We start from the raw sequence: 12,429 nt of genomic DNA on the forward strand, positions 1-12,429 counted from the left end.
CACATGACGACGAGGCGAGGGATCACTCTCCGTAAATCGAGGGCGACCAATCGCAATCAAAGCGGAATCAGCGGAACGCTTCGATCTCGGTCAGGTAGGTGCCAGGGATGATGCTCAGTGAGGCATCTCCTCCGGCTCCGAAGGCCTTGCCCTTCAGGGTCACGGGCACCTCCGCGGCGGCGGGCTTCTCCTCGTCCGGCACCTTGATCTCGAGGGTCGACGAGGCCTCTTCCGAGATCAGGTCGATACTCGCCGTCCCTGCCGCCGTGAAGGCGAAGGCACGTACCCGGTAGGTCGCGCTCGGGTGGAGGTTGGCGAAGGTGATGGACTGATCGAGGGCCTCCGTGGGCACGTCCAGGGTCACCGGGTTCCCCTTCGGGTCGATGATCGCGCTCTCCGTCCCGTCTTCGACCTTATACAGCGCGAATAGCACGTGCTTCACGTCCGCGCGCACGTAGGGCGTGAGTACCGCCTGGGTGGAGAAGCCCTCGGGCCGGGTGACGTAACCGATCTCGTGGATCATGGGCGTCAGGACCAAGGAGGCCTTGCCCGCCGCGGCGAGGGTGCCCGCCGTCAGCTGCGGCACTTTCCCGAGCGGCACGTAGACGCAGCCTGCCAGGAGGGCGCCACCGAGTAGCGCGAGAATGAGCTTGTTCGAGGACATGGTTCGCTTCCTCCGTGGGATCAAGGCAGTTGCAGGACGCGGGGCTTCGACTGGCCGTAGTAGCTCGAGCCACGGAACTTGCCACCCTGCTTCCAGTACTTGACGAAGTGGTAGAGCTTCTTGCCCTTGATCTGGCCGGAGATGCCGAAGCTACCCTTCGTCCCGACGGTGGGCGCCGAGGGGAACGGCAAGATGTCGGTCCGGGAGTCGTCCGGATCCTCGCGCAGCACGCCCTGGTACACGGCGTCGGCATAGCCGGGCTTGAGGCCCCAGTGGATGCTCTGGAGCGCGCCCGAGCGGGGCTCCTCGAAGACCACGTCATCCCAGGCCAGGTCCATGTCCACGAAGACCGGCCGATCGAGCAGCACCTGCACCGCCTCGGAAACCGCCACGCCCACGGTGTTGGGCAGCATCTCCGGGTTGCGGAAGACGACCTGGTACTCGCCTTCTTCCAGCACGTTGTGGAAGACGTAGCGGCCGTTCGCGTCGGTGGTGGCCGTCTCGGCGACGTTCACGTAGTCGTTGCCCACCTTGCGCTTGAGGGCCGCGATCAGGGGCTTGGGATAAGCGCCGCCGGGCAGCATGGAGCTGAAGAGGCGACCCTCCAGGTGCGTAAAGTGAGCCGGCACGGGCGAAACTGCGGGTGCGGGAGTGGGGGCGGGGACAGGCGTCGCAGCCGGAGTCGGCACCGGGGCGGGCTCGGGGGCCTTCGCCGGGGCGGGCGCGGAGTAGAAGAGGCGGGTCCCGATACCGGCCAGGATCGTCTGGACGGGCAGGCCATAGGTATCGTTCGGCGCGTAGTAGTAGTTGGCCTGCAGGTAGCTTGCGTTGTTGAGGCTAAAACGGATCCCTGCGCTGTGCTGCAACTCGGTGCCAGCGATCGCAAAGGCCCCCTGCGCCGCGTTGACCACGTTCGAGCGCGCGCTCAGGCCGTAACCCAGGCCCAGCCGCTCCCAGGTCCAGTCGATGCCGCCCTCAGCACCCGCCATGGTGCGGTTGGACATGACGGCGAGCAAGGGCGAGAGATAGAGATTGAAGCCGCCGAGGGTGCGCATGCCATTGAGCTTGAGCTCCAGGCCCTGCGCGAGCGAGCCCGGCATGTAGCCTCCCATCGGCGATGCCAGGCCCGTGGTCGGGGCCGTCGTGAAGTAGAGGTCGGAGCGGTAGTGGGCCGCCCAACCGAGCGACCAGTCCGCCAGCGGAGCGAGCGGGCCGCGAAGGCCGATCTCGTTGAGCGGGCCCATGTTGGCCAGCAGCAAGAGACGGTCGGTGAGGCGCGCCTGGAAGGAGATCTGCCCGCCCACGAGCGAGGCCTCGCTACTCGGGTAATTGACCACCCCGCCCAGCAGGTTCATGTCGATGTCGCCCGCCTTGTCCAGGTAGCGCGGCGCGATGTTGAGGCCGCCTGCCGTCAGGCTGTTCTCAAGCCGCTTGAGCTCGGGAGCGGCCATCGCGGGAAGCGCGACGGTGGAGGCGAGGAGGGCGGCCACGAAGGCCCGACGGTGGAGGCTGGTCATGCGAGAAGCATCCTTCCAGGATTACGATGAAGAGGCAGGGGATCACCAAGGACAGGAATCACCCGGAAAAGGCCAGGCGGATGCCCTGCACCCGCCCGGCGATTCGAGGTTTAGGGGGGGGGAGGGGCGGGAGCATCGAACCGGACGCTGAGGGCCCCGTTATTGGACGTCGCCGTAAAGCTCCCCGTCGCACCCGGACCATAAACCTGCAGGTTAGGTGCAACCAAGTCAATGGCGATGATCGTATTCGACGAGTTGTTGGCGATGATCAGCGAGGCGGTGGCCGTGCTCACGCTCTTGGTGAAATTGTACTGAAAATTAGAGCTAGGCTGCCCATTGACGGTGAAGTTGCTATAACTACCCAGGATGTTGACGTCGAAGGACGAAGGCGCAGCCACGGTGATGGTCTCGTCTTCATGGATGAGGTCGCCATCGGTGACCACGATGCTACTGGTGGCCTCGGCCTTGAACAGACGGTTGATCAGCTTGACGGGCAGGCTCACGATGCTGGGCGCCAGGCTCCGGCCGACCGAAACGTCACGGTACGAGCCCGTGTCAGTGGTGGAGATGAGGTCGTCCGTCGCCTCTCCCGTCGCCTTGTAGGCGAAGGCCCGGATCCGGTAGGTCGTGTCGTGGTGCAGGTTCTTGAAGGTCACCGGCTCATTCAACGAAGCGGCACCCACATCAACCTTCACCTCGCCGGCGCCCCGCACCACGGCGGTCTCGGTGGCCCCATCCCAGGTGTAGAGCTTGAGGACCAGGTGGTTGATGCTCGACTTGGTGTAGGGCGTCAAGCCGGGGGCCTGGGTGCGGAACTGGCCGTCCTGCACCGCCGCGAGCACCGACAGGGAGGCGTCGCCGGCGCCGGTCGTGCCGACCAGGGGGCCGGCACAACCCGAGAGCAGGGTGGCGCCGAGCGCCATGAGGGCCACATTCTTTTTCATGCGCGCATTACTCCTAAAGTAAGCAAAAAAGCGGCGAAAATCCCCCGAGGATGGGCTGAGCGCGCTTACCCGCGCGGCAAGCCGAAAACTAACCCCGAGGAGTCTCGATCACGACGTTGAGCGTTCCATTCTGAGCCTGAACCATCAAACTCCCCGTCGCACCGACGGGGATGAGCACCCAGTTGGTCGCGTTATCCGAGTTGTTCAGGTCTCGAGCAAAGAAGGTCTCCGAGCCGTTGTTGGCGATGGTCAACAACGCGGTGGCCGTGCTCACGCTCGGGGTGTAGCGGTAAGTGTCAACGCTGCTGGGGTCGCCATTGACGGTGAAATTGTCCCAGACGCCCGCGATGGCGAGGTTGAAGGACGTGGGAACAGGAACGGTAATCGCCTCGTCCTCGTTGACGAGATCGCCATCGGTGACCACGATGCTGCTTGTGGCCTCGGCCTTGAACAGGCGGTTGATCAGCTTGACGGGCAGGCTCACGATGCTGGGCGCCAGGCTCCGGCCGACCGAAACGTCACGGTACGAGCCCGTGTCCGTGGTGGAGATGAGGTCATCCGTCGCCTCTCCGGTCGCCTTGTAGGCGAAGGCCCGGATCCGGTAGGTCGTATCGGGGTGCAGGTTCTTGAAGGTCACCGGCTCATCCAGCACCTCGGCGCCCACCTCGGCCTTGAGCTCGACGCCCCCTCGCATGACGGGGCTCTCGTTGGACCCGTCGAGGGTGTAGAGCTTGAGGACCAGGTGGTTGATGTTCGACTTGGTGTAGGGCGACAAGCCAGGGGCCTGGGTGCGGAACTGGCCGTCCTGCACCGCCGTGACCACCGACAGGGAGGCATCGCCAGCACCGGTCGTGCCGACCAGGGGGCCGGCACAACCCGCGAGCAGGATGGCGCCGAGCGCCGTGAGGGCATAAGTCTTTTTCATCGAGGCGTGACTCTCCGTGAAGATGGGGGCAACTGATCGCGAGCGAAGCGGGCGCGGACCGGGTGGGCGAGACACGTCCGCCCGATCAGGCTACTAAGTCGGACCCATGACCTCGACGTCGAGGGCTCCATCCTGGGAATAAACCGTCACGCTCCCCGTCGCGCCGATGGGGAAGTGCACCCCGTTGGACGGGTTCGGGTTGTTGTAGTCCCGGACATAAAAGTCGTCCGCCCCGTAGTTATTGACAGGCAAGGACACCGTGGCCGCGCTCACGCGTGGGGTGTAACGGTAGGTGTAGCCCACGCCGTTGGGCTGGCCATTGACGGTGAAGTTGTCCCAGACGCCCGTAATGGTAATCCCCAAGGGGGCCTGCGCGATGGCGATGTCCTCGAAGTCGGTGTCGTAGCCGCCCGGCGTCACGTCGATGCTGCTGGTGCCCTCCGCCCGGAAGAGGCGGTTCTTGAGCTGCACGACCAGATTCCCGACGGTGGGGCGCTGATCCGTGACGACCGTGATCTGCAGGTTGGAGCTCGCGGCTTCCGAGATGACGTTGTCCTGCGCGTCGAGGGCGACGGCCTTGAGGAGGTAGGTGGTGTTCGGGTGCAGGTTGGTGAAGCCTACCGGCTGCCCGAGATCCGCGTTCAGGATCTCCTTGGTGAGCGGCACGTTGTTCGCGTTGATCACGGCGCTCTCCGTGCCGTTGGCCACCCGGAAGAGGCTGAGGCGCAGCTTCGCCACGTCGGACTGAGCGTATGGCAGCAGATTGTTGGTGGGAAGCGTCTGGGTGCGGTAGCCGCCGGCGGCGACCTGCGGCCACACCTGGAGGCTGGCCTTACCCGAGGCGAGGCTGGCGACATCGAGCTGGGGCACCTTGCCGAGGGGCACGTAGGCACAGCCCACGAGCGAGACGCTGGCCGCGAGCGCCAACGCGAAACGAGCGAAAGACATCGAAACCTCCTTGAAGGAAGTGGTGAGAGAGCGGTGAAAGAGGCTAGGTTTCGCCACCGGGAGGGGTGGCATCGAGCGTGATCGAGCCCGTCGCGGCATTGGTCTCGGTGGTGGTCGTCACGTCGAAGAACTTGGTATCAAGCGGCACGTTGGAGGCGTTCACGGCCACCGCCACCAGCCGGTAAGTCGTATTGGCCCCCAGGCTGCCGAGCATATAGGTCGCGGGCAGGCTGGCAAGAGGGATGCTCCCCGTCGCGAGCACAGTGACACCCCGCCTCAGCGTCACCTCGACATGGTGCGTGAGGCCGGGATTCGTGATGGCGATCCGGACCGAGCTCGTGGCGGCGAAGTCCTTATCGATCAGACGGACCGGGACGGTGTCGACCGTGGGGCGATCGCCGGTGGTGACCTCGATGTCGCGGTAGGAGGCCGAATCGAGGCTGATCAGGTCCACCGACGCGGTGCCCGGAGCGCTGTAAGCGTAGGCCCTGACGCGGTAGTTCGTCTGGCTGTGCAGGCCGCCGAAGACCAGCGATGAGCCCAGCTTCGTTCCGGGCAGATCCTGGACCAGGGGCACGCCACCCACGAGCACCGGGCTCTCGCCACCGCCCGACACCGTGAAGAGCTGGACGCGCAGGTGGTTGATGTCACTCGCCTGGTAGGGGTTGATGGTCGCCTGCGCCCGGAAGGCCCCGGCGTCGACCTGCGGGGTCAGGACCAGGGAGCCCGCGGGGGTGGTGCGCGTCGCCGGAGAGGTGGAGACGCACCCCACCATCAGCAGCGAGAGCGAAGCGAGCAGGGCAAGACGAGATCGCAAAAGGGTTACCTCCATGACATCCGGATGCCAACGGATTCACGAGCACGAAAGCCCGCCGAACGGCCATCAGCAACAATAACGTCATAAAGGGTGAGGAGTCATGAGGGGTACCCCCCTCATCTACCGAGCTTTTGGTGAATCGTCGATAAAGAAACCGTGAGGAACCTCAGCGACCAAGGAACAAGCTCAGGAGCAGGGGCGCGAAGATAATGACGAAGATGGTTGGGAAGATGAGAAAGACGGTCGGGAAGGTCAGCTTCAGGGTCGCCTTCTGGGCCATCTCCTGGGCGCGCTGCCAGCGGGCCTCGCGCAGCACCTCGCTCTGCACCCTCAGGGTCTTGGCGATCGAAGCACCCATGGCCTCGGCCTGGACCATGGCGACCGCCACCGAATTGAGCTCCTTGAGGCCCGCGCGCTTGCCGAGCTCGCGAAGGGCCTCGGCGCGCGGACGGCCGAGCTGGACCTCCTTGAGGGTACGCTCCAGCTCGTCACGCAACGGATGCGGCTTGCTGAGCTCGACGACCTTGGCCATGGCGGCTTGCAGCGAGAGGCCCGCCTCGACGCAGGTGGTGAGCAGATCCAGGGTGGTCGGCATGGACCGGATGATCTGGTTCTGGCGCTTCTCGGTCGCGGTCTTGAGCCGCTGGGGCGGCAGGATGTAGCCCACGTAGCAGGCGCCGGCGGCCCCCGCGATCGCCACGGGCCAGGCAAGCTCCAGCACGATCCAGTTGGCCGCGCACCAGAGCACGATGAGGATCCCCGCCCACAGGAACTGCTGGGCAAGAAACTGGGCCGGGGTGGTCTTGTAGTCGCCCGAGGCCTGGAGCTTGCGGATGATGGCGAGCTCCTGCTCGGGCGTCAGGCGCTGCTCGGCGAAGGGCTTGAGGCGCGCCTCGATGATCGAGAGGTACTTGCTCGATCCCGCCGTGTTCGTTTCGGCGGGCTCCTCGAAGACCACGCGCTTGCCGACCGAGCGCGATCGCTTCAGGCGCTTCTCGACCTTGCTCTTGCCCTTGGGCTTGGCGAAGGCCAGCACCAGGATGGCGACGGCCGCGACGATGAGCAGGAAGACCAAAAACAGCATGACCCGGATCTCCTACACGTCGATCGCGACGATGCGCGAAATGACGAAGCCGCCGAGCCCGATCATGAGGCCGCACACCCCGATGATCCCCCAGCCGAAGGGGTGGGTGAACAGGATCCCCATCCGCTCCGGCATGATGAGGTAGAGCATGCAGTAGAGGCCCACCGGCAGCATGGAGAGGATGGCCCCCGACATGCGGCCCTGGGTGGTGAGGGTGCGGATCTGACCCTGCATCTTCTTGCGATCGCGCATGGTGGTGGCGAGGTTATCGAGGATCTCGGCCAGGTTGCCGCCCGTCTGGCGCTGGATGATGACGGCCATTCCGAAGATCTCCAGGTCGTCGTTGGGCATGCGATCGAGCCAGTTGCGGATGGCCACGTCGAGGGCGGTACCGACCCGCAGTTCGTGCAGGACCTCGGAGACCTCGGCCGACATGGGGTCGGTGAATTCCTCGACCACCAATTCCAGGGCCTGCTGGACGCTGTTGCCCGCCTTCACCGCGTTGGCGACCACCCCCACCATGTCCGGGAGCTGCTCCTCGAAGTCCTTGCAGTACTTCCGGTACAGGACGTTGAGGTACTGGTCCGCTCCGAACCACGACACCGCCCCGAAGACCGCCGCCATGAAGAGGCGCCCGAGCACGCCCGCCCCGATGAGCAGGCCCAAGAGGGCGGTGACCCCCGTCAGGATCTGCTGGAAGCGCTGGAAGCGCTCGTTAGAAAAGGGATTGCGGGTACGGCGCAGGCGGAGACCTACCCCGCTACGGTAGGTATCGAGCTTCTCGACCAGGGATCCGCCGTACTTCTGGAAGACCAGGTAGGCGACGATCGCCGCCGAGAGGGCGACGAGCAGGACGACCAGGATCAGGCGAATGTCCACCTCGGGCTCCTATCAGGAAAGCGACATGCCGCCCGCGCCGAACTTCAGGCCCACCCGGGCGAACTGATCGGCAGCGTTGGGCACCAGGCCCGTGTAGCGGAACTGACCGACCACGCGGCCCTGCGCATCGACGGTCTCCTGGTCGTAGGCGAAGAGGTCCTGCATCACGATGGTGTCGCTCTCCATCCCGGCGACTTCCGAGATGCGGGTGATCTTGCGCGAGCCGTCCTTGAGGCGCGAGATCTGCACGATGATCTGGATGGCGCTCGCGATCTGCTCGCGGATGGCACGGCTCGGTAGCTCCACGCCGCCCATCAGGACCATGGTCTCGAGGCGGGACAGGGCGTCGCGCGGGCTGTTGGCGTGGCCCGTGGCAAGGCTGCCGTCGTGACCGGTGTTCATAGCCTGGAGCATGTCGAGGGCCTCGCCGCCACGGACCTCACCCACGATGATGCGGTCGGGGCGCATACGCAAGCTGTTGCGCACCAGGTCGCGGATGGCGATCGCCCCGGTCCCTTCCAGGTTGGGCGGCCGGCTCTCCAGCGAGATGACGTGATCCTGGTGGAGCTTCAGTTCGGCGGCATCCTCGATGGTCACGATGCGCTCGTCGCTGGGGATGAAGCCCGAGAGCACGTTGAGCAAGGTGGTCTTACCCGAGCCCGTCCCCCCCGAGATGAAGACGTTGAGCTTGGCGAGGATGCTGCACTTGAGGAAGTGCGCCATGTCCTGGTTCAAGGAACCGAACTTGACCAGGTCCTCGATGCCGAGCCGGTAGTTCGGGAACTTTCGGATGGTGATGGTCGAGCCCGTGAGCGCCAAAGGCGGGATGATCACGTTGACGCGGCTACCGTCCGGCAAGCGCGCGTCGCACATGGGCGAGCTCTCGTCCACCCGTCGCCCGATGGGGGCCACGATCCGGTCGATCACGACGCGCAGCTGCTTCTCGTCGGTGAAGGTGTCCGGGGTGCGGGTCAGCTTGCCGCTGCGCTCCACGTAGATGGTCCGGTGGCCGTTGACCATGACTTCGGTGACCGCCGGATCCGCCAGGAAGCGCTCCAGGGGCCCGAAGCCCACCGCCTCGTCGGCGATCGCGTTGATGAAGGCCACGCGCTCGGCGCGGTTGCGCAGGGGCACGTCCTCGAGCTGGTCGAGGATCTCGGCCGTCACCTCCAGCACCTTCTCGCGGATCTCGCCCTTGCGCGTGGGGTCCGCCAGGTACTCCAGGCTCAGGTTGAAGCGCTTGAGCGCCTCGACCAGCTCCCGGTGCACCTCGCGTCTCAGCTCCACGAGCGCCTCGTCGACCACGGGCGCCTGGTGGGGAACGACCGCCTTCACCTCGCTGCCTGCACTCGAAGGGGCGACCGACGCGCTCGGGCCCGGAGCCGCCTGCGTGACGGGCCGCTCGGTAGCGCGGGCGAGCACGCCCTTGGCGGCGCTTTCGAGGTTGGTCGCGCTCTGCGCGAGGGCGCGAGCCCCCAGCTGCAGGATCCCCGCCGAGACGGGGTGGCTGGGCTGCTTGAGGACGATGGGCTCGCCCCGATTGAGCGAGGCGACGACCGCGCCGCTGGAGGGCACCTGGCCGATGAGCGGCCGCTCCAGGTGCTCGGTAATGTCATCGGGGCCCAGCTCGTCCACGCTGCCGGCGCGATTGAGGACCACGTGGATCTTCTCCAGGGGGAAGCGCAGCGCGCGCGCCTGGTCGATGACCGCCTTGGAGGCGTTGAGGGTCGTGATGTCCGGGGTGACGAGCAACAAGACGACGCTCGCCATGTCGAAGAGGGCAACCATCGCCTCGTGGCCGAGGTTCGGGAAGCTGGTGTCGGCCACGACCAATTCGTGGTCGCGCGCAAGCTCACGAGCGATCGAAGCCACGTCCGCCGCGCGCGGCACGAGAGCCTCTCCAACCGGCGGTGCGGCCAAGAGCGACACCCCCGACTCGTGCTCGGCAAGCGCATCGTCGAGGGCCTTGGCGCCGCGGACCACATCCGCCCAGTTGCCGGGGGGCGGGTCTAGATCCAAGTAGGAAGCCTGCGAGCCCCCGCCCATCCAGTCCAGGTCCCAGAGGGCGGTCGCGCGCTTGGTTCGCCGGGCGATCGCCACCGCGAGGTTGCCCGCGATGACCGAACGCCCGAGACCTCCCTTGGCACCGAAGACCAGGATCAAGCGGGATGCCATGGCCTAGCGCTTCCCGTACTCGTTCTCCGGCATGGAGGCCGGGTTATTCACGATGGTCGGGGTCAGCAAGAAGACCAGCTCGGTGTGGTTCTTGCGGCTCTCGCGATACTTGAAGGCCTCACCGAGGAAGGGAATGCTCGAGAGGATGGGCACGCCCGTGACCGTCTCCTCGTCCTCATCCGACAGGAGGCCCGAGACGACGATGCTCTCGCCACTCTTGAGCTGCATGAAGGTCTCGGTCCAGCGGGTCGCGACGGCGGGCACCGAGATGTTGGGCAGCTTGATCGCGTTGGCCTGGTCGATGCGCGAGACCTCAGGGCGCACCTTGAGCACCATGGTGTCGGCCCCTTCGACGCGCGGGGTCACGTCCAGCTTGACGCCGAAGGGCTTCCACTCGATCGAGGAGCTGTTGTTGAGGATCAAGGGGATGGGGATCTCGCCCCCCGAGAGGAACTTGGCGCTCTCGCCGCTCATGGTGAGCAGGGTGGGCTGCGCGAGGAGCTTGGCCTTGCGGTTCTGCACCATCATGTTGAGCTGGGCTTCGAGCAGCGACGAGCGCATGGGCAGCCCGACCCGGAAAGGCGAGTTGGGGGGCGCCTCGGTCCAGGAGACCGCGTCGCTCCAGTCCACGCCGGTCTTGCCCGACTCGGAGCGGCTGACTTCCAGCACCTTGACCCGCACCGCCACCATCTCGGGCCGGCGGTAGGTCAGGACCTCGATGTTGTAGTTGCGCACCGCCCCCTGGATCATGCGGCCATCCGGGCCCTTGTAGGGCAGGGGCCAGACCAGGAAGTTGGTGAAGCCCGGCTTCTTGGCGCTGATGAGCAGGTCCTTGCTCTGGCCACCGAGTGGCTGAACGCCCAGCACCTCGCCGTCGCCGATCGCCACGCGCTCGACCCCTTCGGGGACGGTGTAGACGATGGTCTGGCCCATGCGGATCACGATGTCAGGAGCGATCGCAAGCGCCGGCGAGGCAGCACCCGCGACGATCAGCATCATCGCCAGCACCCCTGACAGCAGCTTTCCCTTGACCCAAGCGCGCAACACGGCGGAACTCCTTCTTGTCTACTTCTTCTGGATCAGCGTCGTACCGCTGTAGATCTCGAGCTGCTGGCGCTTGGGCTCGGCGGGGCGGGCCGTGGCGACCGGACGGGGACGCGGCGGCGCGGGCTCGCGGACGACGACCGGGCGCGGCGCCACCTTCACCGGCACTGGGCGGGGCGCCTGGACCACCGGCACCTTGCCGAGCACGTAGCGCACCAGCTCGCTCTCGGCGATCTCGGGCGGCGTGACCGAAGTGTCGCCCTGCTCGCGCAGCGAGAGGCTCAGGTTGCCCTGCTGCTTGAGGGCGGTCAAGAGCGCCACCTTGGTGGAGGGCACCGCGAGGGTCAAGAGGTCGCCGTAAGCGGAGCTCGCCTCCTCTTCGGAGGCTGCGATCGCATTGGAGAAGCGGTTGCCCACCGACATCACCCGCACGCGCTGGGCGACCTTGGTCGAGAGGAAGCCCGTCGGCGTCTGGATGGTCGCCGTCAGGTCCACGTAGTCGTCGGGCTTGACCAGGGCGATGTCGTTGGCCCCATCGGGCACGAACAGGAAACCGCGCTCGTTGGCCTTCAGCTTGGGCGCCACGCCGGTCGCGGCCGACGGCACACCGACGCGCTTCTTGTGGAGGATCTCGCCCTTCACGACCGGCGCGAGGGTGATCTTGCCCTCGAAGTCCTTCTCCTCGACGATGGCGCCCTCGGGCAAGAGCTTCTTGGGGAACTTCACGGTCGTGACGACCGACGAGTCGAGCTGCTTGCGGGCGGGCAGGTCCTCGGAGGGAACGTAGACCTCGACCAGCTTGCCGCCGTCCATGATGCCGTCCGAAAGGTCCGAGAGGTAGGTGACGGCGATCAGGCCCGCCAGGGCCGCGATGCCGAGGGCGGCGAAGAGGAGCTTGCGGTTGACGTCCAGCCCGTCGAGCAACGAGGGCTTGGGGGCGGCCTTCGCCTTGGAGCGGCCCTTGGCCTTGGCGCCGACCCGGGCAGCGGTCCCCGAGCGGGCCTTCGCCTTGGCGACCAGGTGCTTGGTGACGGCCTTCTTCGCGACGCGCGACTGCCGGAGGCCCTCTTCGGGCGGCTCCGGAGGTTGCTCGCGCAGCTTATCGCGCAGGTTTGCCATGCTCCAACTCCTGTTGCCTGCGGCTCGGTTCGGCTCCGAGCCAGATCGTCGAGACGGGCTTTGCGCCCGGCCTGGACGCCACGACGACCCTCAGGCGCGCGTCGCCCTTCTCGTAGAGCAAGAGCGCGAGCGGAACCTTGTCGAGATCCCGGTTCAGGAGGTCGTCGTCGATGGCCGATCGCCAGCCCTTGCGGGGAAGCTCCTTGCGGTAGAAGGCCACGACCGACCGGAGGTCCGCCTCGACGGTCACGATCGCTTGGTCACCCTTGGAGAGCCTGGTGGGATGCGGCTTGGCGCCAGGATACAAGGGTAT

12 protein-coding genes are annotated in these 12,429 nt (G+C 66.2%); all 12 read right to left on the reverse strand.

Going from position 1 to position 12,429, the window contains the following annotated elements; all coding sequences use genetic code 11:
- Nucleotides 1–67 precede the first annotated feature (67 nt).
- Entirely contained in the window at nucleotides 68–664 is a 597-nt protein-coding gene (locus J7643_11945) for a hypothetical protein (GenBank protein ID MBO9541292.1), read from the reverse strand.
- Nucleotides 665–684: 20 nt separating this feature from the next.
- Nucleotides 685–2,181, reverse strand: a complete 1,497-nt coding sequence (locus tag J7643_11950) for a hypothetical protein (GenBank protein ID MBO9541293.1) — start codon at nucleotides 2,179–2,181, stop codon at nucleotides 685–687.
- A gap of 110 nt (nucleotides 2,182–2,291) precedes the next feature.
- Entirely contained in the window at nucleotides 2,292–3,125 is an 834-nt protein-coding gene (locus tag J7643_11955) for a hypothetical protein (GenBank protein MBO9541294.1), read from the reverse strand.
- A gap of 88 nt (nucleotides 3,126–3,213) precedes the next feature.
- Nucleotides 3,214–4,050 (reverse strand): hypothetical protein, encoded by an 837-nt coding sequence (locus tag J7643_11960; GenBank protein ID MBO9541295.1) that lies wholly within the window; start codon nucleotides 4,048–4,050, stop codon nucleotides 3,214–3,216.
- Nucleotides 4,051–4,143: 93 nt separating this feature from the next.
- Nucleotides 4,144–4,998: a hypothetical protein gene (locus tag J7643_11965; GenBank protein MBO9541296.1), complete on the reverse strand. Its 855-nt coding sequence runs from the start codon at nucleotides 4,996–4,998 to the stop codon at nucleotides 4,144–4,146.
- A gap of 43 nt (nucleotides 4,999–5,041) precedes the next feature.
- On the reverse strand, nucleotides 5,042–5,815 hold the full coding sequence (locus J7643_11970; GenBank protein MBO9541297.1) for a hypothetical protein: 774 nt from the start codon (nucleotides 5,813–5,815) through the stop codon (nucleotides 5,042–5,044).
- Between the two features lie 166 nt (nucleotides 5,816–5,981).
- Nucleotides 5,982–6,899, reverse strand: a complete 918-nt coding sequence (locus J7643_11975) for a type II secretion system F family protein (protein ID MBO9541298.1) — start codon at nucleotides 6,897–6,899, stop codon at nucleotides 5,982–5,984.
- A gap of 12 nt (nucleotides 6,900–6,911) precedes the next feature.
- Nucleotides 6,912–7,778 (reverse strand): type II secretion system F family protein, encoded by an 867-nt coding sequence (locus J7643_11980; GenBank protein ID MBO9541299.1) that lies wholly within the window; start codon nucleotides 7,776–7,778, stop codon nucleotides 6,912–6,914.
- Between the two features lie 12 nt (nucleotides 7,779–7,790).
- Entirely contained in the window at nucleotides 7,791–9,953 is a 2,163-nt protein-coding gene (gene tadA, locus J7643_11985) for a Flp pilus assembly complex ATPase component TadA (GenBank protein ID MBO9541300.1), read from the reverse strand.
- A 3-nt stretch (nucleotides 9,954–9,956) separates the two neighbouring features.
- Nucleotides 9,957–11,000, reverse strand: coding sequence for a pilus assembly protein N-terminal domain-containing protein (locus J7643_11990; protein ID MBO9541301.1), 1,044 nt, complete (start codon nucleotides 10,998–11,000; stop codon nucleotides 9,957–9,959).
- A gap of 18 nt (nucleotides 11,001–11,018) precedes the next feature.
- On the reverse strand, nucleotides 11,019–12,116 hold the full coding sequence (gene cpaB / locus J7643_11995; GenBank protein MBO9541302.1) for a Flp pilus assembly protein CpaB: 1,098 nt from the start codon (nucleotides 12,114–12,116) through the stop codon (nucleotides 11,019–11,021).
- The gene (locus tag J7643_12000; protein ID MBO9541303.1) at nucleotides 12,097–12,423 is read right to left on the reverse strand and encodes a hypothetical protein; all 327 of its coding nucleotides are present in this window, start codon (nucleotides 12,421–12,423) and stop codon (nucleotides 12,097–12,099) included. Before J7643_12000 ends, cpaB begins: the two co-directional genes overlap by 20 nt.
- Between the last annotated feature and the right edge of the window lie 6 nt (nucleotides 12,424–12,429).

Source organism: bacterium, assembly GCA_017744355.1.
In the GTDB taxonomy this organism is placed as follows: Bacteria; Cyanobacteriota; Sericytochromatia; order S15B-MN24; family UBA4093; genus JAGIBK01.